The 19,707-nt window shown below is 65.1% G+C and carries 20 protein-coding genes; 5 read left to right on the top strand and 15 right to left on the bottom strand.

The window, feature by feature from the left end; translation table 11 throughout:
- Together ABJ196_RS03080 and ABJ196_RS03085 are read right to left on the bottom strand one after the other, a co-directional pair.
- Positions 1-446 (bottom strand): hypothetical protein (locus ABJ196_RS03080; RefSeq protein WP_347305179.1); only part of this gene is annotated, 446 nt, incomplete at its 3' end.
- A 238-nt stretch (positions 447-684) separates the two neighbouring features.
- The gene (locus ABJ196_RS03085; RefSeq protein ID WP_347305180.1) at positions 685-1,362 is read right to left on the bottom strand and encodes an NAD(P)H-binding protein; all 678 of its coding nucleotides are present in this window, start codon (positions 1,360-1,362) and stop codon (positions 685-687) included.
- 53 nt (positions 1,363-1,415) lie between these two features.
- On the opposite strand from ABJ196_RS03085, the gene ABJ196_RS03090 reads away from it, so the two are divergent.
- The gene (locus ABJ196_RS03090) at positions 1,416-1,685 is read left to right on the top strand and encodes an ACT domain-containing protein (RefSeq protein ID WP_257070298.1); all 270 of its coding nucleotides are present in this window, start codon (positions 1,416-1,418) and stop codon (positions 1,683-1,685) included.
- A gap of 6 nt (positions 1,686-1,691) precedes the next feature.
- Positions 1,692-3,056, top strand: coding sequence for a PFL family protein (locus ABJ196_RS03095; RefSeq protein WP_347305181.1), 1,365 nt, complete (start codon positions 1,692-1,694; stop codon positions 3,054-3,056).
- Between the two features lie 64 nt (positions 3,057-3,120).
- On the opposite strand, the gene ABJ196_RS03100 is transcribed toward ABJ196_RS03095, so the two are convergent.
- The 13 genes from ABJ196_RS03100 to ABJ196_RS03160 all read right to left on the bottom strand — a co-directional run bounded on the left by ABJ196_RS03100 (position 3,121) and on the right by ABJ196_RS03160 (position 15,946).
- Positions 3,121-4,200 carry an ATP-binding cassette domain-containing protein gene (locus tag ABJ196_RS03100; RefSeq protein ID WP_347305182.1) on the bottom strand — a complete coding sequence of 360 codons (1,080 nt, stop codon included), beginning with the start codon at positions 4,198-4,200 and terminating at the stop codon, positions 3,121-3,123.
- Positions 4,191-4,871 carry an ABC transporter permease gene (locus tag ABJ196_RS03105; RefSeq protein WP_347305183.1) on the bottom strand — a complete coding sequence of 227 codons (681 nt, stop codon included), beginning with the start codon at positions 4,869-4,871 and terminating at the stop codon, positions 4,191-4,193. Before ABJ196_RS03105 ends, ABJ196_RS03100 begins: the two co-directional genes overlap by 10 nt.
- 4 nt (positions 4,872-4,875) lie before the next feature.
- On the bottom strand, positions 4,876-5,637 hold the full coding sequence (locus tag ABJ196_RS03110) for an ECF transporter S component (RefSeq protein ID WP_347305302.1): 762 nt from the start codon (positions 5,635-5,637) through the stop codon (positions 4,876-4,878).
- Between the two features lie 99 nt (positions 5,638-5,736).
- Positions 5,737-5,946, bottom strand: a complete 210-nt coding sequence (locus tag ABJ196_RS03115; protein WP_347305184.1) for a hypothetical protein — start codon at positions 5,944-5,946, stop codon at positions 5,737-5,739.
- A 162-nt stretch (positions 5,947-6,108) separates the two neighbouring features.
- Positions 6,109-7,050 (bottom strand): nucleoside hydrolase, encoded by a 942-nt coding sequence (locus tag ABJ196_RS03120; protein WP_347305185.1) that lies wholly within the window; start codon positions 7,048-7,050, stop codon positions 6,109-6,111.
- Complete coding sequence (locus tag ABJ196_RS03125; RefSeq protein ID WP_257034609.1) at positions 7,050-8,681, bottom strand: ABC-F family ATP-binding cassette domain-containing protein; 1,632 nt, start codon at positions 8,679-8,681, stop codon at positions 7,050-7,052. The genes ABJ196_RS03120 and ABJ196_RS03125 overlap by 1 nt, the downstream gene beginning before the upstream one ends.
- 687 nt (positions 8,682-9,368) lie before the next feature.
- The gene (locus ABJ196_RS03130; RefSeq protein WP_257052107.1) at positions 9,369-9,779 is read right to left on the bottom strand and encodes a metal-sulfur cluster assembly factor; all 411 of its coding nucleotides are present in this window, start codon (positions 9,777-9,779) and stop codon (positions 9,369-9,371) included.
- The gene (gene sufU / locus ABJ196_RS03135; protein ID WP_347305186.1) at positions 9,779-10,234 is read right to left on the bottom strand and encodes a Fe-S cluster assembly sulfur transfer protein SufU; all 456 of its coding nucleotides are present in this window, start codon (positions 10,232-10,234) and stop codon (positions 9,779-9,781) included. The genes ABJ196_RS03130 and sufU overlap by 1 nt, the downstream gene beginning before the upstream one ends.
- Positions 10,235-10,245: 11 nt before the next feature.
- A complete protein-coding gene (locus ABJ196_RS03140; protein ID WP_347305187.1) occupies positions 10,246-11,514 on the bottom strand; it encodes a cysteine desulfurase in 1,269 nt (422 codons plus the stop codon).
- Positions 11,515-11,632: 118 nt separating this feature from the next.
- A complete protein-coding gene (gene sufC, locus ABJ196_RS03145; RefSeq protein ID WP_257034614.1) occupies positions 11,633-12,391 on the bottom strand; it encodes a Fe-S cluster assembly ATPase SufC in 759 nt (252 codons plus the stop codon).
- Positions 12,392-12,444: 53 nt separating this feature from the next.
- The gene (sufD, locus tag ABJ196_RS03150) at positions 12,445-13,680 is read right to left on the bottom strand and encodes a Fe-S cluster assembly protein SufD (protein WP_347305188.1); all 1,236 of its coding nucleotides are present in this window, start codon (positions 13,678-13,680) and stop codon (positions 12,445-12,447) included.
- A 3-nt stretch (positions 13,681-13,683) separates the two neighbouring features.
- Positions 13,684-15,090, bottom strand: coding sequence for a Fe-S cluster assembly protein SufB (gene sufB / locus ABJ196_RS03155; protein WP_347305303.1), 1,407 nt, complete (start codon positions 15,088-15,090; stop codon positions 13,684-13,686).
- A gap of 55 nt (positions 15,091-15,145) precedes the next feature.
- Positions 15,146-15,946, bottom strand: a complete 801-nt coding sequence (locus ABJ196_RS03160; protein ID WP_347305189.1) for a metalloregulator ArsR/SmtB family transcription factor — start codon at positions 15,944-15,946, stop codon at positions 15,146-15,148.
- Between the two features lie 231 nt (positions 15,947-16,177).
- On the opposite strand from ABJ196_RS03160, the gene mptB reads away from it, so the two are divergent.
- Genes mptB through ABJ196_RS03175 form a run of 3 tightly spaced genes read left to right on the top strand, consistent with a single transcriptional unit; the run spans position 16,178 to position 19,703 of the window.
- Entirely contained in the window at positions 16,178-17,965 is a 1,788-nt protein-coding gene (gene mptB / locus ABJ196_RS03165) for a polyprenol phosphomannose-dependent alpha 1,6 mannosyltransferase MptB (RefSeq protein WP_347305190.1), read from the top strand.
- Positions 17,966-17,971: 6 nt separating this feature from the next.
- Positions 17,972-18,895: an ABC transporter ATP-binding protein gene (locus ABJ196_RS03170; protein WP_347305191.1), complete on the top strand. Its 924-nt coding sequence runs from the start codon at positions 17,972-17,974 to the stop codon at positions 18,893-18,895.
- 25 nt (positions 18,896-18,920) lie between these two features.
- On the top strand, positions 18,921-19,703 hold the full coding sequence (locus ABJ196_RS03175; RefSeq protein ID WP_347305192.1) for an ABC transporter permease: 783 nt from the start codon (positions 18,921-18,923) through the stop codon (positions 19,701-19,703).
- Positions 19,704-19,707: the final 4 nt, after the last annotated feature.

The following is a 19,707-nucleotide window of genomic DNA, read 5'->3' on the forward strand; positions in this document are numbered from 1 at the left end:
TCCACCCCGGGCAGCCCATGGATATAGTCCATAAGCCACGCTTCGGTGGAGCGGATGACCAGCCGGTTGCGCCCGTCCTGGGAGACGCCGACGGTGGCCTCGTCCTTGGTTTCTGGTGGGGTGGTGTGCTGCGCTGCGATTTTGTCTAGGTCTTGTTCGCGGGTGCCGCACAGCAGGACGCGCAGGTCGTTGGGGTTGTCGCCTTTCTTGGCGAGCCGGTCGATTTTGGCCAGGACGCGGATGCCGTGGCCAAGCCGGCGGGCGGCGTCGCGGGCTTCGCTGATGCGTGGATGGGAGGCTTCCCAGAAGGTGCGCACGATAGGCATGTAGAAATCGGCGTCGGCGGTCGACAGGCCGGCGTCCCAGTAGTCGGTGCGGCGCCAGCCTGTAAGTTCGCGCAAGGAGTCGACGTTTTCTTCCTTGAGCCGAGAGACGAAAGAGTTCATGTCTTCGACGCTAAACAACGCGTGTCAAGGCCCGCTAGGGTGAAAATTCGATCTGTGGATAACTGCCCGAAATCGCCAACTATAGTGTGCAACCGACAAAGTTCTCCACAGGCTTTTCTGAGAAAAACTTGCGTTGTGGTGAGGATTCGGTATTATGGCGCGCCCGCGCGGGCCCCTCATGGTGGGCGGGAAAACTACAGCCCGGCGGCCTACAGAAGACCGCCGGGCTGAAACGGATCTAGATGGACGAGACGGAGTCGGAGCCGTCAATGAACGCCAGCGGCGACTCCGGGAATGAGTCGCGGGAAACGACCTCCGTGATGACGTCGGCGACAAGCTCGCGCGACGTGTGCGTGTCCTTCGCGCCGGAAGCCTCATCCGGCACGACCTTTACGCCGCCAGCGGGCTCCTCGGTGAGTGCGGAGGGACCAAGGATGAGGTAGTCGAGCGAAGAGATGCTAAGGCGGGCATCGACAGTCTTCTTCGCCGAAACGTAGGCGTCCCAGGAGTTGCCCTCCAGCGACGGGGAATTCTGAGTCGCCCCGATGTAGGAAATCATGACCAACTTAGGGACAGCCCGGTCCGAGGCGGCGAGAGCCTCCAAGGCGTCGATGACGGTGAGTGCACCATCGCGGTCTACGGCGGTGGTCAGCTCAGCGCCGCCGCGGCCACCGTTGCCAGCGCCCCAGACCACGACGTCGACGCCGTCGAAGAGCTTCTGCCAGTCCGCTTGCGTAAGCGAGGTAATGTCGCCGAGCACCGGCTCCGCCCCCAACTTGCGCAGCTCGTCGAAGTATTCTTCCTTACGAACGAGCGAGCGCACCGCGTAGCCGGCGGATACCAGCTTGGGCGTAGAAAGCAGCCCAATCTTGCCGTGGCCGCCGATGTACAGGACAGTTTTGTTGGTGGAAGTCATGCCGCCCCACCGTACCACCGACGCAGGAGCGCAGCCGTATAGAATACACAGACATGTATGCCATCATGACTGTCACCGGTGCAGACTCCACCGGCATTATCGCCGCCGTCACCACCGCACTCGCGGAGAAGAACGTCAACGTCGTCGACGTCTCGCAGACCCTCATGTCGGGTTTCTTCACCATGATCCTGCGCGTCGAGTTCGACGAGAGTGAAACGACCATCACGGACCTCCAGGCGCACATGGCGCCGGTCGCCGAGGCCACCGGCCAGGCCATTCGCCTGCAATCCGAGGCCATCTTCACCGCGATGCACGAGGTCTAAGCAGCCATGTCGACACGTTTTAATACCACCGGTGTCATCGACACCATCGAGATGATCGACAAGTACCGTCTCGATATCCGCACCGTGACCATGGGCATCTCCCTGCTCAGCTGCGCGCGTTCCACTATGGCAGAGACCGCGCAGGCCATCTACGACCACGTCACTCGCCAGGCTTCCCGCCTCGTCGAGGTCTGCGAAGGCATCGAGGCCGAGCTCGGCATCCCCATCGTCAACAAACGCATTTCCGTCACGCCCATCGCGCTCGTCACCGCTGGCGTGGACGGCAGCCCCGTTGAGGCGGCCAAGGCGCTCGACAAGGCGGCCAAGGAAGTCGGCGTCAATTTCGTCGGCGGCTACTCCGCCCTCGTCGAGAAGGGCGCAACCACCGCGGACAAGCGTCTCATCAACTCCATCCCGGAGGCCCTCGCCAACACGGACGTCGTCTGCTCGTCGGTCAATATCGCGTCCTCGCGCGCCGGCATTAATATGAACGCCGCCCAGCGTCTCGGCGAGATTATCAAGGAGTCCGCGGAGCTCACCAAGGACGATTCCGCCATCGCCTGCGCGAAGCTTGTCGTCTTCGCCAACTCCGTGGGCGATAACCCGTTTATGGCCGGCGCCTTCCACGGCATCGAGGAGCCCGATTGCGTCGTCTCCGTCGGTGTCTCAGGCCCCGGCGTCGTCGACCGCGCACTCGGCTCGCTCGAGGGCGCCACCCTCGACCAGGTCGCCGAGGAAATCAAAAAGGCCGCCTTTAAGATCACCCGCGCCGGCCAGCTCGTGGGCAACCTCGCGGCGGAGCGCCTCGGCGTGCCGTTCGGCATCATCGACCTCTCGCTTGCCCCCACCGCCGAGCTCGGCGACTCGGTCGCGCACATTCTCGAGCACATGGGCCTGGACCAGGTCGGCACGCACGGCACCACCGCCGCGCTCGCGCTGCTCAACGACGCAGTAAAGAAGGGCGGCATGATGGCCTGCTCCCGCGTCGGTGGCCTCTCCGGCTCCTTCATCCCAGTCTCTGAAGACAAGGGCATGATCGACGCCGTGCGCTCCGGCAGCATGAAAATCGAGAAGCTCGAGGCCATGACGGCCATCTGCTCGGTGGGCCTCGACATGATTGCGATCCCGGGCGACACCTCGGCAGAGCTTATCGCCGGCATGATCGCGGATGAGGCCGCCATCGGCGTCATGAACCATAAGACGACCGCCGTGCGCGTCATCCCGGTTCCGGGTACGCAGCCCGGCGACGAAGTCAACTTCGGCGGACTCCTCGGCTACGCCCCGGTCATTCCGGTCAACCAGGTGGGCAATTCGACCTTCATTCACCGCGGCGGCTTCATCCCCGCCCCGGTCCACGGTTTCCGCAACTAGCTTGCCGATGCCCCCTTCTCCCCGACGTCGCTGTGGGTCACCGGCCAGCGGCACGGCCCGATGCTCACACGGTGCTGAGGCTGCACTCGCGCACCGTGGCATAGGCTGTGATTTCTGCGACGAATGCTGGGTCATGGCACGTGATGATGAGCGCGGAGCCGGTGCTGAGCGCGCGGTGCAGCATGGAGTGCAGGGCGGTGCGGCCGGTGGCATCGGCAAGCGTGTCGGGCTCGTCGAAGACCATGACGTCGCGGCCCTGCGCGACGGTGGCCGCGACCTGTGCCACGCGCAACTGCGAGGCCGACGCGTCGAGGGGATGCGCGTCCGGTGGAAGCCCGAGCTCCGCGGTGAGCGCGGCGCTGCCCACGAGCTGCGCGAGCGTTGGGGTAATCGCCTGGTCCATGGGTGATTGAAGGGCCATGCCGAGCGAGGAGTGCGCAGGCTCGTGGCCGTCGAGTCCCGCGGCGGCGCGCAGAAGCGTCGTCTTGCCCGAGCCGTTGCCACCACGCAGCCACGTGACACCGCCGTGCTGCACCGGGATGGTGACGGGGCCGACAGCAAACTCGGCGTGCTCGGGGGCTCTAAGCTGCCACCAGCGTCGGCGCTGCGTGCCGCGCGTGGCGCGAAGCGGCCCGAGGGTGAATCCGTCACCGGGAGCGACGGGCGTGAGGTCGGGTGGAGTGGAACGGGTGTCCGCCTGGACGAGGACGACGGCGGTGTCTCCTAGCCCGTGGAGCAACGACTCGACTTGGGCTCGCGAGTTCGGATCGAGGCCGGCGTAGGGCTCGACGACGATGAGCACCTTGGGATGTGCGATGGCGACGGCCGCGCAGACAAGACGGCGGGTCTGGCCGCCGGAGAGCCGGGCCGGGTCGCGTTCGGCGAGCTCGGTGAGGCCGACGGCGTCGAGCATGGCGTCGACGCGTGCGGCCATCTCGGCGCGCGGGGTTCCGCGATGCTCGAGGGCCAGGGCGAGTTCTTCGCGGACGGTGGCGCGCAGGAGCGAGACATGGGCGGAGGCGTCGGCGCCAATGACGGTGTCGACGCCCCACTGCGTCGCGAGCTGGTGGGCGACCTCGTCGGCGTTCTCATCGAAGCCGACCATAACGGTCGTAACCTCGCCGGGAATAGGTTCTAGATCCATGCGATAACCACCGTGGCGAGAACGAGGAACCAGCGTAGGGCGCGTTGCGCTGCAGAGTCTGGGACCGGTTGGAGGAGTGTGCGCGGCCCGGGCTCGTCGAAGCCGATGGCGGCGAGAGCGTGGCCGCGCTGGGCGCCCTGCGTGAGCAGTCGCGCGATGACGGGGATGATGACGCGCGGGCCGACGTTGCGCAGGCCGATCTTCACGCCGGCGAGGCGATTGGCGTCGCGGACTGCGGCCATGGCCTGGCGGCCCTGCGGCAGGGACTGCAGGGACGCACCGACGACGTAGGCGGCTTTATATCCGACGCGAGAGACCTGCATCCACTTGGAGACCTCGGCGACAGACAGCACGGCGGCCGCGGCGAGGACGCAGCCCATCAGGGCGGCGAAGCGCAAGGACAGCAAGCCTGCGAGCGCCAGGCCGTCGCTGGTGAGGAGGGGGAAGATGTGGTGCTCGCCGTAGGGGGCGTGGATGAGCACCATGGACAGCGCCGCCGGTACGGTAAGCGCCAGCGTCGTGGCGATGACGGCGACCGAGCGCGCAGCCCAGGTGCCGAGCACGAGTGACAGGGAAAGGATAAGCGCCGAGGACAGCGGCGTATTCACCGCCACCACGAGGAACCAGCCGCACGCGGCGGCGAGTAAGACGGTGGCGGGGTGTGAGGACATGGGGCTAGGCGGCATCGGCAGGCTGGGGGCGCAGGGAGGCCAGCGTGCGCTTGGGCAGGGCCTTGAGCGCGGCCCAGACGATGAGGAAGACGATGGCCTTGTCCAGCGGGTCCGAGATGAAGGACTGCATGGTCACCGAGGCGAGCAGCGAGTTGCCGAGCTCGCGGAAGAGCGAGACCACGGCGCCGGTGCCTACGCCGGCGGTGCCGCCGTAGACGAAGGCCGCGACGGGGGCGGCGATGGCGCCGGTGATAATGCCGATGATGGCGCCGGAGACGATGACGGACCACCAGTGCTTGAACGCGCCAGACTTGACGGCCAAGCCGGCGAGCCAACCGGTGGCGGCGGCGCCGGCGGCAAACGGAAGGGCCGCGGGGTTAATGAGGCCCCAGACGACGGACGAGAGCGTGCCGGTGGCCAGGCCCGCGATGGGGCCGGCGAGCGCGGCGACGAGGACCGTGCCCACGGAGTCGAGGTAGAGCGGCAGGCCGATCGTGCCGACGATCTCGCCGACCACGATGTTGAGCACGAGCGCGACGGGGATGACGGCGATGGTGCGTGCGGGCAGCGACGGCACGGAGCCGGCGAGGAGCAGGACGGCGCCTCCGACGTAGCCGCCGAGCGTAATGAGTGCGGAGCTCGAGCCCGCCACGGATTCCCAATCGGTGGGTCGGGCGAAGACGAGGTAAAGCCAGGTGAAGAGAACGAGCAGGCCGCCGATAACGACGAGCGTCCGGCGGGCGGGACTAAGCGAGAGTTGTGACATCTGTTCCTTGAAGAGGTCGGTCGCGCGGGGCGCGGTACACGAATAGAGCACGTACGCGGTCCTATGTCACCTCGGACGCGGCGTGCAACAGCCCATAGTCTACGACGCGAGCGCGGTGGTACAAACTTCAGGGTCGCGGGTGTGACGAGAAAGGCCGAAGGCCTGCCGCTGGTTGTGCTGGCGGCAGGCCTTCTTGGAGTTGAGTTTCTTCTTGTCCGGTATCCTTGTTGCGCGGGCACGCAGGACAAGATGCTCCTGGAGTTGCTCGGGGTTCATCTTCCACATGGAGCGGTCTTTCTGGTGCGCCATCACACCTCCTTTCGCGGTCAGAGTCTTCAGGGACGTGGCTTAGTCTAGCGTCTGCGATTTGTCCGCGAGGAGTGGTAGTGCAACGACGCAGCTCGGGAAGCCCGATGGCCATGGGATCGGTCCTCTTCGCAGGAAGAGTGTACTCCCCGACCCTAGCACCAGCTACTCGGCGAGGAAACGGGCTGCGCGGAGAAGCTCGGTGTGGGCGGCGTCGACGTCGGCGGCCATGACCAGACGGGCGTTGTGCGGGGCGTCCCAGTGACTGCGGAGGTCGGCGACGGAGGTGCCGCGCAGGAGCGGCGAATCCGCCTCGACGGCGATGGTGGTCTCGACGGCGTCGAAGGTGATGCGGTCGAGCGCGATCATCGTCGTGAGGAGATCGTGAATCTGGGCTTGGTAGCCCTCGCCTTGGGCCTCGTGGAATTCGAAGTAGAAACGCAGCAGTTCGGGCAGGACGGTCGCGATGGGCGCGTCGCCTAGGACGTCAATGAGTGCGTCGAGACGCGGCGGGTCTATGAGGAATTGTTCGGTGACCTCAAGCGAACACAGCGTGGCTAGGTGGCCGGAGTGCCCTAGCTTCTCAAAGAAGCGCGCGGCTGCGTGCGGATCCACATGGAAATTCCACTCCGCCGTGGGCGTCGTGTTGCCGCGGTAGTTCACGGCGCCGCCCATGACGTTGAGCGAGGCAAAGCCGTCGAAGCTGCGGCCGGCGGCACACGTCGCGGCGTTGGTAAGCGGCCCCGTGATGATGAGGTGCGCGCCGACTTCTTGCGCACGCCTCCAGATGGCCCGCCAATCCGCGGCATACTCAAAGGAGTCCGGCGGCGAGAGATAGCCCACGCCGTGCTGGCCGTGGGTCTCCGGCGTCGTGACAAGCGGGACGGCGAGAGGGCTGGGCTGGCCGGGAGCAACGGGGACGTGGCTGAGGCCGAGAATTTCCAACGCCCACGCGGCGTTGCGCGCGGTCTCCCCCACGCTCACATTGCCAGCAGACGTGGTCACGCCCATAAGCTCAATCTCGCCGGCGTGATGGAGCGCGGCGAGGTAGAGCAACGCGAGGGTGTCGTCGATGCCTGGGTCACAGTCGAATAGAACGCGGTGCATTAGGCGAGCTCCACGATCTCCATGTACTCATCGTTCCACAGGTCCTCGTCGCCGTCGGGCATTATGATGACGCGCTCAGGCTTGAGGGCCTTGACCGCGCCCGGGTCGTGGGTGACAAGGACGACGGCGCCGGTGTAGGTGCCCAGAGCCTCGAGGACCTGTTCGCGCGATTGCGGGTCGAGGTTATTGGTAGGCTCATCAAGGAGCAGTACGTTGGCGCGGGACGACACGAGCGTGGCCAGGGCCAGACGCGTCTTCTCACCGCCGGAGAGCGTGCCTGCGGGCTGTTCCAGCTTGTCGCCGGAGAACATGAACGCGCCGAGCAAGCCGCGCAGGTCCTGCTGGCCGGCGTCGGGGCAGGCCTCGATGGTGTTTTCCCACACCGTCTTGTCTGGGTCGATGGTGTCGTGTTCCTGCGCGAAGTAGCCAATGCGCAGGCCGTGGCCCGTGACAATGCCGCCCTCGCCGTCCGTGCGCTCGACGCCCGCGAGGAGTTTGAGCAGCGTGGTCTTGCCGGCACCGTTATAGCCGAGCACGACGACGCGGGACCCCTTGTCGATAGCGAGATCGACGCCGGCGAACACCTCGAGGGAGCCATACATCTTCGTGAGCCCGTGCGCGTTCATAGGGGTTTTGCCGCAGGGCGCCGGCTCCGGGAATTCGATGTGCGCGACCTTGTCGGCGACGCGGACGTCGTCAAGCTGGTTCATCATGCGGTCGGCGCGCGCGAGCATCTGCTTGGCGGCGGCGGCCTTCGTGGCCTTGGCGCCCAGCTTGGCGGCCTGCTTTTTCAAGGCCGAGGCCTTCTTCTCCGCGTTGGCGCGCTCGCGGCGACGGCGGGCCTCGTCCGTGGCGCGGGCATCGAGGTACTTCTTAAAGCCCATGTTGTAGACGTCCGCTTCGGCGCGCACGGCGTCGAGGAACCACACCTTGTTCACGACGGCTTCGAGCAGCTCGACGTCGTGGGAAATCATGATGAGCCCGCCCTCGTGCTTAGCGAGGAAGCCGCGCAGCCACGTGATCGAGTCCGCGTCCAGATGGTTGGTGGGCTCGTCAAGGAGCAAGGTGGTCTGGGACTTGCCCTCGCCTGACGATGCCGCGAACAAAATCTGCGCCAGCTCCACGCGACGGCGTTGGCCGCCTGACAGGGTCTTTAACTGCTGGTCGAGGATGCGCTGCGGCAGGCCTAGGTTGTCGCAGATCTGTGCGCACTCCGCGTCAGCTTCGTAACCGCCGAGGCCGTGGTACTCCTCCTCGAGGCGGGAGAACTTGCGGATGGCCTTGTCACGGTGCTTATCGTCCGTGGCAGTTTCCATGATCTCCTGTTGCTTGGCCATGCGGCGTTTGATGTCGTCGAGGCCGCGGGCGGAGAGCACGCGCTCGCGCGCGGTCTGCTCGATATTGCCCTCGCGGGAGTCCTGCGGGAGGTAACCAATGGGGCCCGAGCGGGTCACGGAGCCGCCGTAGGGCTCCGTCTCCCCCGCCAGGATGCGCATGGTCGTCGTCTTGCCCGCTCCGTTGCGGCCGACTAGGCCGATACGGTCCCCCGGCTGGACGCGTAGGTGCTGGCCCGGGGCGTCGAGTAGGGTACGGGCGCCGACGCGCACTTCGAAATCATTGGTCACAATCACAAGGAGCCAGTCTATCAACCCGGCATTCTAGGTGGAACTCGCCACCAACTCACTCGCACCGCTATACTTTGCGGTTATCGCGCACAGCGGCACGGCGGCCCACCGTCGGCTGGCACCGAGTAGACACAGACGTTTCCCTTTCGACATGCGCGTCCAGTCGCTATGAGAAGAACCGTGTCTTACTCCACCAATCCACCTACTGCGCTGCATGCCATTGCTGCCGATGAACAGGATGTGTTCACGACGGCGGCACAAGAAGCCGTTCAACGAGGACTCGACAATGCCGTCGGCTTCCGATGCCCTCGAGGCCTTCGCCGACCCTGGCGCGCACGGCTACTTCGCCGTCGTGGATGAATCTGGTACCTCGGGTCAGCTGTCGCTGCTTTATGTCGCAGCCGAGCAGCATAATCCGGGAATCGAAGAACACTTCCCGGAAGTCGCCGTCTGGGAACAGAAACGCCGTATCTGGATAGGCGGAACGTCGAGCTCTACAACCCGCAGCATCCGGAACCTCACGCACCGTCTGACGGTCATCGCGAGGACTGCGAGGGAGGCGACACTCCCCTCCTCCACAGCATCGCTGACTACTTCTTCCGATTCGAGAAGCGGCGCCGTAAGGCCCCCGGATACGCGACAACCCGCGCTCACGCGTAGGTGCGCGAGTGCGGGTTGGTGCGTTCGGACGGCTTAGACCGCGAAGCCGAGGGCCTGGAGCATTTCGCGGCCCTCCTCGGTGATCATGTTCGGGCCCCACGGCGGCATCCAGACCCAGTTAATCTGGACGGCTTCGGCCAGCTTGTTGCCGACCACGGCGTCTTCGACCTGTTCGCCGATGACGTCCGTGAGCGGGCAGGCTGGCGACGTGAGTGTCATATTGATCATGACAGTCTCCTTGCCGTCGACCTCTTCGAACCAGAGGTCGTAGACGAGGCCGAGATCGACCACGTTGATGCCGAGCTCGGGGTCGATGACGTCACGCATGTATTCGGTGACGTCGAAAGCCTTGGAAATCTGTTCCTCGGTCTGCGGCGGGCGCTGGCCGCCGCCGTCAAAGTTCGAGTTTTCGTTCTGGTACGGATCGATGAGTTCGTCGCTCATTATTTATTCTCCAGTTCGTTGAGGGCGTCCGCGGTGGCGGCCTGGAAGGCCTTCCAGCCCAGGAGCGCGCATTTCACACGGGCTGCATATTTCGCCACGCCAGCAAAGGCGATGCCATCGCCGATGAGGTCCTCGTCGCCTTCGTACTCGCCACGCGAGGTGACCATGTGGTCGAAATCCTCGAGCTTCTTCATGGCTTCCTCGACGGGCAGCCCGACGACTTCTTCTGCCATGACGGACGTGGAGGCTTGCGAGATGGAGCAGCCTTCGCCGTGGTACGAGACGTCCTCGACGGTCTTACCGTCGTCCGAGAGCTGCACGCGGAGGGTGAGCTCGTCGCCGCAGGACGGGTTGACGTGGTGCACTTCGGCCTGGAACGGAGCGCGCAGGCCAGCATGATGCGGGTGCTTGTAATGATCCAGGATGACGTCCTGGTACATGGAATCAAGGTTCATGGTGCACTTCCCTACTTCGCGTCGTCTTCGTCGACGCCATCGACGCGGAAGAACTTACGTGCGTAGTGGATGGCCGCGACGAGCGCGTCCACTTCCTCACGGGTGTTGTACAGGTAGAAGCTCGCGCGGGTCGTCGACTGAGCGTCGAGGGCGCGGTGCACAGGCCACGCGCAGTGGTGGCCGGTGCGCACGCACACGCCCTGATCGTCGAGGACCTGGCCGAGGTCGTGTGGGTGGATGCCCTCTACGGCGAAGGACACGGCAGAACCGCGGTTTTCTGGGGTGGTCGGGCCGTAGATGCGCAGGCCCGGAATCTTCTGCAGCTCCTCCAGCGCGTAGGCGGTGAGTTCCTGCTCGTGAGCGTGGATGTTGTCCATGCCGATCTCACTGAGGAACTCGACCGCGGCGCCGAGACCGACGACCTGCGAGGTCATCTGGGTCCCGGCCTCAAAGCGCTGCGGCGGCTCGGCGAAGGTGGTGCCTTCCATCTTCACGATCTGAATCATGGAGCCACCGGTGAGGAAGGGCGGCAGCTGCCCCAGCAGTTCGCGCTTGGCGTAAAGGACGCCGACGCCGGAAGGGCCGCACATCTTGTGGCCGGAGAACGCGGCGAAGTCAACGTCGAGCGCGTGGAAGTCGACCGGCATGTGCGGCACGGACTGGCACGCGTCGAGGACGACCATGGCACCCACGGCGTGGGCGAGGCGGACAAGTTCCTCGACGGGAGCTTGGGCGCCGGTGACGTTCGACTGGTGGGTAAATGCGACGACCTTGACAGAGTCGTCGAGCTCGAGCGAGTCGAGGTCGATGCGGCCATCGGCGGTCGCTGCGTACCACTTCAGGGTCGCGCCGGTACGGGCGGCAAGTTCCTGCCAGGGCACTAGGTTCGCGTGGTGCTCGACCTCGGTGATGACGATGGTGTCGCCTTCGCCGACGTAGAGGTCGCCCGCACGCTTATCGCCGAGCACGAAGGCGACCTCGTTGAGGGCCTCGGTGGCGTTCTTGGTAAAGGCGATCTCGTCGCCGTCGGCGCCGACGAACTTCGCGATGTTCTCGCGCGCAGTCTCGTAGGCATCCGTGGCTTCCTCCGCAAGCTGGTAGGAGCCGCGGTGCACGGGAGCGTTGGTATGCAGGACAAAGTTCTCCTCAGCCTTCCACACCGACAGCGGGCGCTGCGAGGTGGCACCCGAGTCGAGGTAGACCAAGGGCTTATCCTCACGCACGGTGCGCGAGAGGATCGGGAACTGTTCCCGGATGGCGGTCACGTCTAGGTCAGACATGACACCTCCTTGTTAAAAATCACGTCTAAGTTTGTATCTAAATATTCGGTTGTGCCGCCAGACGGCGGTGGGACGCGAAGGCCCGCCGGGAATGGTCCTGGCGGGCCGGGCGCGGGTGCTACTTGATGAACTTCTCGTAGCCCTCAGCTTCAAGCTGGTCTGCCAGCTCGGCACCGCCCGTCGTGATGATGTGGCCGTTGGCGAAGACATGGACGAAGTCCGGCTTCACATAGTTGAGGATGCGCTTGTAGTGCGTAATCATGAAGATGCCGCCGCCGGTCTCCTCCTGGTAGCGGTTGATGCCCTCGGAGACGATGCGCAGGGCGTCGACGTCAAGGCCGGAGTCGGTCTCGTCCATGATGGCGAACTTCGGCTTGAGCAGGTCGAGCTGCATGACCTCGTGGCGCTTCTTCTCGCCGCCAGAAAAACCCTCATTGACGGAGCGGTGTGCAAACGACTTGTCGATGTCGAGCTTCTCGCGGGCGGAGGTAAGCTCCTTGTTCCACTCACGAAGCTTCGGGGCCTCGCCGCGGACGGCGGAGACGGCGGAGCGCATGAACTGTGCCATCTTCACGCCGGGGACCTCGGTCGGGTACTGCATGGCGAGGAAGAGGCCGGCACGAGCGCGCTCGTCGACGGACATCTCGAGGACGTTCTCGCCGTCGAGGAGGATCTCGCCGGAGGTGACCTCATACTTGGGGTGGCCAGCGATGACGTAGGACAGCGTGGACTTGCCGGAGCCGTTGGGGCCCATGACGGCGTGGGTCTCGCCGGAGTTAATGGTCAGGTTGACGCCCTTGAGAATCTCCTTGGGAGCCTCATTTTCATCGGACGGAACGACCTGCGCGTGGAGGTCCTTGATTTCCAGGGTAGACATATAAGTTTTCCTGCTTTCGCTAGAAGGCGTGTGGGTGGGTGACGCTGGGTGTTTTAGGCGTTGATCTTGGCAAGCTCAGCAACGACGCGAGCCTCGAGGTCTGCGCGGAGGGACTCGACCGGAATGCGGCCGATGACCTCGGAGAAGAAGCCGTGGATGATGAGGCGGCGGGCCTCAGCCTCTGGAATACCGCGAGACATAAGGTAGAACAGCTCGAGGTCGTCGAAGCGGCCGACGGTGGCGGCGTGGCCGGCACCGACGATCTCGCCGGTCTGGATCTCCAAGTTCGGGATGGCGTCTGCACGCGCACCCTCGGTGAGAATGAGGTTGTTATTGGTCTCGTAGGTGTCCGTGTTCGTGGCAGACGGACGGATGAGCACGTCGCCCACCCAGCAGGTGCGAGCTTCGTTGCGGTTCGAGGCGCCCATCGCGGCGACGGGGTTCGCGTCGTCGATGTCGATGTTCTCGTGCATCGGGGCCTCGTCGGCCTGGCCGGCGACGCCCTGGAGCGCGCCCTTGTAGAACACGCGGGAACGGCAGTTTGGCACGTCGTGGTCCACGAGCAGGCGGTTCTCGAAGTACTGGCCGGAGTCCGCGAAGTAGACGCCGAGCATTTCGGCATCGGCGCCCGGGGCGTCGAAGACGACGCGCGGGACGAGGCGAACGATCTCGCCGCCGAAGACCGCAGTGTTGTGGCGGAAGACGGCGTCGCGGCCGAGCTTGACCACCTGGTGGCCGAGGTGGACCGCGTCATCTTCCCAGTCCGCGTCGACGACGACGGTGACGTTTGCGCCGTCACCGAGGATGAACTCGACGTTATCCGCGTGCGTGCCGGAGCCGACATACTTGAGCACGACGGTGGCCTGCGCGTGGTGGCCGACCTGGATGGAGGTCGCGCCGAAGGAAGTCACTCCCTCGCCAGCACCCGTGATGGTGATTTCCACCGGCTCGGCCGGGGTGGCCTCGGCGTCGATGGTCACGAGCTGAGCCTCGGGCATGGAGGTCCATGCCTGCGCCGCGACGCGGTCGGCGGGGGCACCAGCGGTGCCCAAGCGGGCATCGGAAGGCTCAAGCTTCTGCGTAGAGACGCCAGCCGGCGTGGTGACCTGAATCTTCTGCGCGACAACCGGGGCAAACTGGCCGTTGTGCAGGCCGCGAAGCTTGCGCAGCGCGATAAAGCGCCAGACCTCGTCGCGGCCGTGCGGGACCGGGAAGTCCTCGACATTGAAAGAAGTAAACTGATCGCCCTTCGTGACGTCAGCCGGGTTGAATTCGTTGGAGGCAACCACTGTCTAGCCCACCGATCCTTCCATCTGCAGTTCAATAAGGCGGTTGAGCTCGAGGGCGTATTCCATCGGGAGCTCCTTGGCAATCGGCTCGACGAAGCCGCGGACGATCATCGCCATGGCCTCTTCTTCCTCGAGACCGCGGGACATGAGGTAGAACAGCTGCTCCTCAGAAACCTGGGAGACCGTTGCCTCGTGGCCGAGCGTGACGTACTCGTTGCGGATGTCGTTGTACGGGTACGTATCCGAACGCGAGGTGTTATCCACGAGCAGGGCGTCACACTCGACGTTGGCCGTGGAGTGGTACGCGTTCGTGTTGACCTGGACCAGGCCGCGGTAGGCGGCACGGCCACCGTTGCGAGCCACGGACTTAGAAACGATGTTGGACGACGTGCGCGGTGCCATGTGAACCATCTTGGAGCCGGTGTCTTGCACCTGGCCTTCACCTGCGAACGCCAGGGAGAGGACCTCGCCCTTGGCGTGCTCGCCGGTCATCCACACGGACGGGTACTTCATGGTGACCTTGGAGCCGATGTTGCCGTCGACCCACTCCATGGTGCCGCCTTCTTCGACCTTGGCGCGCTGGGTCACGAGGTTGTAGACGTTGGTGGACCAGTTCTGAATGGTGGTGTAGCGGCAGCGTCCGCCCTTCTTCACCACGATCTCGATGACACCGGTGTGCAGGGAGTCCGAGTTATAAATCGGGGCGGTGCAGCCCTCGATGTAGTGCACGTACGCGTCCTCCTCGACGATGATGAGGGTGCGCTCAAACTGACCCATGTTTTCGGTGTTGATGCGGAAGTAGGCCTGGAGCGGGATGTCCACGTGCACGCCCTTGGGGACGTAAACGAAGGAGCCGCCGGACCAGCAGGCGTTGTTCAGGGCGGAGAACTTGTTGTCGCCGGCCGGGATCACGGTGCCGAAGTACTCCTGGAGGATTTCCGGGTACTCGCGCACGGCGGTATCGGTATCGACGAAGATAACGCCCTGGGCCTCAAGGTCCTCGCGGATCTTGTGGTAGACGACCTCGGACTCGTACTGTGCGGCGACGCCGGAGACGAGACGCTTCTTTTCTGCGTCCGGAATACCCAGCTTGTCGTAGGTTTCCTTAATGTCAGACGGGAGGTCGTCCCAGGTCTGCGCCTGCTTCTCGGTGGAGCGAACGAAGTACTTAATGTTGTCGAAGTCGATGTCCGAAAGATCGGGGCCCCAGGTCGGGACCGGCTTCTTGTTAAAGATGCGCAGCGCCTTGAGACGGGACTCCAGCATCCATTCCGGCTCGTTCTTCTTCGCCGAGATGTCACGGACGACGTCTTCGCTCAGGCCGCGGTGTGCAGCCTGGCCAGCCTCGTCCGAGTCATGCCAGCCATAGTCGTAACCACCGATGGAGGAGATGATCTCGTCATCACTCATCTTGGTTTCAAGCCCTGGTGCCGGTTGTGTTTGAGTCACAGCCCGCTCCTTTCACTTACTTTTTATCGATTGCTGTCAGGGGGATATTTACGGGGATATTCGTGGTGCAGATGCCGTGGCCGTCCGCAATGGAGGCCAAGGGCTGCACGTGTGTGCCTAATAGGGCGGAAAAGACTTCCTGCTCCGCCTCGCACAGCTCCGGGTGCTCCGCCGCGACGTGCGCGACCGGGCAATGGTGCTGGCAGATCTGGATGCCGTGCCCCGCGTTCGTCACCGTCGCGGCATAACCGTGGGCGTCGAGCGCCTCGGCCAGCTTGCGGGCGGTGTCTTCCACGTCCTCGCCGGCGTCCGTCAATGGAGCGACGTCGTCGAGGAGGCGCTGGAAGCGGGCCTTGGCGAAGAGCTTGACGGCCTCGGGCCCGCCCACGGCGCGCAGCGCGTCGAGGGCATCGGAAGCCAGCTCATCGTAGGCGTGGCCAAAATGGGCACGGCCTTGATCCGTGAGGCGGAAGTGTTTGGCCGGACGTCCTCGCCCACTGGACCCGGGTTTGCCGGGGCGATGGACGATTTCGGTAAGGCCGCTTTCCACCAGAATGTCTAGATGCCGACGCACGCCGGCGGCGGAAAGCCCAAGCTTCTTTCCCAGGTGAGATGCCGTCACAGGGCCGTCTTTGAGCATGAGAAGCATAATCTGGCGGCGGGTGTCCCCCTCCGTCGACCGGGTTTCCTTCTGCACGTCTGCCTCGCGGGACGGCTGCGCGTGTTTCTTTTCTGCGCGTGCGGTGCGCGTGGAGCGCGTGCCGCGCGTAGCAGTTGTCTCCGAGGCGTTGCTGCTCGCCGAAACGGAGCGGGTCATGTCCTCGTCCACCTCCTGCTGGTTGTGGCGCCGTGGAGCGCGGCGCCGACATGAATAGAGATCCTCATTCTGAGAAGTCCAAAAGGGCTTTACGTCTTTAGACAACACTAGTGTTCCCTAATTCATTCCCAAATACCACCAGGGCTGGTAGACGGCGTGTCGTTGGTGCCCCCATTCCCCGTGGCGCCCGGCATTCGGGCCCATGTCGGTGTGCCCGCTAAAGTAGGGCGGGTGAAGGAGAACAACGCGGACCACGCGAGCGCGACGGACAAGTCAGCCCTGCGCGACGCCCTCCCGCGCCTCGGCGCCCCGGGCTCGCGTTCGGCGCTGCTCCATGCAGACGGCGCCTCCGGAACCGAGTCTGACGCGCGCTTTGACCTCCTGCCTGTCGCTGCCCCCGTGACGGAGCGCTCCACCATCAATCAGCTGCGCCGCTTCTTTGCGCTGCGCTGGATGGGTACGACAGGTTCCTTGCTTATCGCATTCGGCGGCCTGGGTGCCGGCGCTTTGCCCGTGGTAGGCAATCCGTACGATAACGTACCCTCGGGCGCGCTCATGTCGCGGCTGCTTCAGAGTTCCTCGGCGCTCGTCTTCGTGGGGATCGGCCTGCTCGTCATGGCATGGGTAGGCATGGCGCCGTTCGTGGGCCATCGCATCCATCTGCCGCGCTTCCGCTGGCGCGCGAGCGAGAAGGGCCCGCGGGGCTGGTACCTGGCGCGCCCCGCCACGCCGCGGCGCGTGCAACGGCTCGTCACTGAAGGTCAGATGCGGCGCACGTGGGCCTGCTGGGTCATCCCGCTCATTTTTACTGCGCCGCTGTTTACGCAGGACATTTATTCTTATCTCGCCAACGGGTCCATCGTTTACCAGGGGCTCGACCCGTACGCGGGCGGCCCGGTGGAGATCCTGGGCGCGGATAACCGGCTCGCGCGCTCCGTGCCCTTCATCTGGGCCAACTCCCCCTCGCCCTATGGCCCGGTCTCGCTCGGGCTGGCGGCCGTCATCAGCGTAGTCACCCACGACTCGATTATGGCCGGGGTTATCGCGCACCGGCTCCTCTCGCTCGCAGGCATCGTCGCCGCGGGCTGGGCCACGGGACGCCTCGCCCGCCGCTGCCGCGTGGCCCCCGCCGCCGCCCTCTGGCTCGGCGTCCTCAATCCGCTCGCCATCCTCCATCTCGTGGGCGGCATTCACAACGAGTCCATCCTCTTGGGCCTCGTCCTCGTGGGCGTCGAGCTGGCGCTACGGGGCATCGATAAGCTCGCCGGCCCGGGTGACTGGCGCTGGCTGGGATGGCTTATCGCTTCGGGCGTGCTCATCAGCTGCGCGGGCATGGTCAAGGTCACCGGCTTTATTGGGCTCGGTTTTACGGGCATGGCGCTTGCGCGCTGCCTCGCCCTGCGCCGCGGCTACTCGACAGCCCGGGCACTCGCGACCGCGGTCGCGGTCCAAGTCCTAACCCTCGTTGCATCCATCCTCGCGGTCTCGGCCATCACGGGGATCGGCCTCGGCTGGATCACGGGTCAAGGTGGCGCCGCGACCATTCGTTCCTGGATCTCCATTTCCACGGACATCGGCGTCATCACCGGCTTCCTGGGCATGCTCTTGGGATTGGGCGACCACACGGACGCCATCCTGTCTGTCACGCGCGCGGCCGGCGTGTTGCTCGCTGGCGCGTTTATGCTCCGCATGCTCTGGGCCACGTACCGCGGCGCCATCCATCCCGTGGGCGGCCTCGGCGTGGCCACCGCCGTCCTCGTCGCGCTCTTTCCCGTCGTGCACCCCTGGTACATCCTATGGGCTGTCTTTCCCCTGGCTGCGTGGGCAAACCGCTACTTCTTTCGCACCATCGTCGTAGCGTATTCGGTGCCCATGAGCTTCTTCGTGCTACCCCGCGGCTTAGCCCTGCCGCCGGGCACGGTGCTCGTCATCTACCTTGCGGCGATGGGCACCTTCGCGGTTGTTGCTGGGACATGGGCGCTTCTTTTGCGTCGCGCGGGGCTTCATGACTTAGACTGAGTCTCCGTGGATACAACTTTTGACGGACACGAGGCAGCGCTCGTCGTCGACTCCGTGGTCAAGGCTTTCGGCGCCACCCGCGCCGTCGACGGCCTGAGCTTCCACGTGAACCGCGGCGAGCTGCTGTGCTTCCTCGGTCCCAATGGCGCCGGCAAGACGACGACCATCGAAATGTGCGAGGGCTTTACCGCCCCCACCTCGGGCTCCATCCGCGTGCTGGGCCTTGACCCAGCCACGAATCCGGACGGCGTCCGCGAGCGCATCGGCATCATGCTCCAAGGCGGCGGCTCCTACTCCGGCATTCGCGTCCGCGAGATGCTTGAACTTACCGCGCGCTACTCCCGCAACCCGCTTGACCCGGACTGGCTCATCGAAATTCTCGGGCTCGAAGGCGTGGCGAAGAATACCTACCGGCGCCTCTCCGGCGGCCAGCAGCAGCGCCTCTCACTCGCGCTCGCGCTCATCGGCCGCCCCGAGCTCGTCTTTCTCGACGAGCCCACCGCCGGCATGGACGCACAGTCGCGCCTCGCGGTGTGGGAACTTATCCGCGCCCTCAAAAGGGACGGGGTGACCATCGTCCTCACCACCCACCTCATGGACGAGGCTGAGGCCCTCGCAAACCGCGTTATCATCATCGACCATGGCCGCAAGGTCGCTGAGGGTACCCCCGCGGAGCTCATGGACGACAACCGCGGCGCGCAGCTCACCTTTGAGACCGACCGGGAGGTCGACCTCGCCGTGCTCCCCCTCAAGGTCGTTGCGCAGCGCCCCTTGCACTACGCGCTTGCCGATGCCCCCACTCCCGCCACCATCGCCGCCCTCACCGCCGCACTCGCCGACCAGGGCGTACTCCTGCGCCGCCTCGACGCGGCACACGCGACGCTCGAGGACGTCTTCCTCGAACTCACCGGCCGCGAACTGCGCAGCTAACTCACGTTCAAGTTTTGGAGACACCATGACGACATACCAACCCGGCACCTTCACGCCAGCGCCCCAGCGCGCCGGCGTGGGCGCCATCCTCAAGGCGCAGGGCGCCATCGAGTCGAAACTCATGCTGCGCCACGGTGAGCAACAGCTGCTCAGCATCATCATCCCCATCATGCTGCTCAGTGGCGGCGCGCGTCTCGGCGACGCCGTCTCGCTGCCCGGCAGCTCCCAGGCCAACGGACTCGACGAGCTCTTCCCCATGGTCCTCGCCGTCGCGGCGACCTCGGCGGGCTTTACGGGCCAGGCGATCTCGCTCGCCTTCGACCGCCGCTACGGCGCGCTCAAGCGCACCGGCGCCTCGGGCGTGCCCGCGTGGGCCATCATCGGCGGCAAGATCATCGGCGTGGCCTCGATGGTCCTCGTCCAAGTAGTCGTGCTGGGCCTGACGGCGTACCTCGTGGGCTTTCGCACCTCATTGGGCGGCGTGCTGCTCGCGGCTGTCACGCTCGTCTTCGGCGTCGCCGCGTTTACCGCGCTCGGCCTCATCTTGGGCGGCACGATGTCGAGCGAGCTCGTCCTCGCTCTCGCCAACCTCATCTGGTTCCTGCTACTCGGCGTCGTGGGCTGGGCCATGTACTCCACGGGCTTGGGCCACAACGGCGTATTCACGCTCGTACCCACCGTGGCACTCGCCGGCGGGCTCGCTGACGCCTTCCGCGGCGAGATTCCGCTCTTCCAGATCCTCGTCCTCGTGGGTTGGGCGGTCGCCGCGTCGGCTATCGCGGTGAAATGGTTCCGGTTCGACGGCTAAAACT

The sequence above is a fragment of the Corynebacterium sp. SA-MJD20WY100 genome, assembly GCF_039822565.1.
Lineage (GTDB): Bacteria > Actinomycetota > Actinomycetes > Mycobacteriales > Mycobacteriaceae > Corynebacterium > Corynebacterium phoceense_A.

Coding starts and splice junctions, on each gene's coding strand:
- ABJ196_RS03175 (WP_347305192.1), top strand. CDS start 18,921: ATGACGACATACCAACCCGGCACCTTCACGCCAGCGCCCCAGCGCGCC.
- ABJ196_RS03100 (WP_347305182.1), bottom strand. CDS start 4,200: ATGGATCTAGAACCTATTCCCGGCGAGGTTACGACCGTTATGGTCGGC.
- ABJ196_RS03085 (WP_347305180.1), bottom strand. CDS start 1,362: ATGACTTCCACCAACAAAACTGTCCTGTACATCGGCGGCCACGGCAAG.
- ABJ196_RS03140 (WP_347305187.1), bottom strand. CDS start 11,514: ATGTCTGACCTAGACGTGACCGCCATCCGGGAACAGTTCCCGATCCTC.
- ABJ196_RS03130 (WP_257052107.1), bottom strand. CDS start 9,779: ATGAGCGACGAACTCATCGATCCGTACCAGAACGAAAACTCGAACTTT.
- ABJ196_RS03160 (WP_347305189.1), bottom strand. CDS start 15,946: ATGACCCGCTCCGTTTCGGCGAGCAGCAACGCCTCGGAGACAACTGCT.
- ABJ196_RS03115 (WP_347305184.1), bottom strand. CDS start 5,946: ATGGCGCACCAGAAAGACCGCTCCATGTGGAAGATGAACCCCGAGCAA.
- sufC (WP_257034614.1), bottom strand. CDS start 12,391: ATGTCTACCCTGGAAATCAAGGACCTCCACGCGCAGGTCGTTCCGTCC.
- ABJ196_RS03095 (WP_347305181.1), top strand. CDS start 1,692: ATGTCGACACGTTTTAATACCACCGGTGTCATCGACACCATCGAGATG.
- ABJ196_RS03090 (WP_257070298.1), top strand. CDS start 1,416: ATGTATGCCATCATGACTGTCACCGGTGCAGACTCCACCGGCATTATC.
- ABJ196_RS03105 (WP_347305183.1), bottom strand. CDS start 4,871: ATGTCCTCACACCCCGCCACCGTCTTACTCGCCGCCGCGTGCGGCTGG.
- sufU (WP_347305186.1), bottom strand. CDS start 10,234: ATGAACCTTGATTCCATGTACCAGGACGTCATCCTGGATCATTACAAG.
- sufB (WP_347305303.1), bottom strand. CDS start 15,090: ATGAGTGATGACGAGATCATCTCCTCCATCGGTGGTTACGACTATGGC.
- ABJ196_RS03120 (WP_347305185.1), bottom strand. CDS start 7,050: ATGCACCGCGTTCTATTCGACTGTGACCCAGGCATCGACGACACCCTC.
- ABJ196_RS03110 (WP_347305302.1), bottom strand. CDS start 5,637: ATGTCACAACTCTCGCTTAGTCCCGCCCGCCGGACGCTCGTCGTTATC.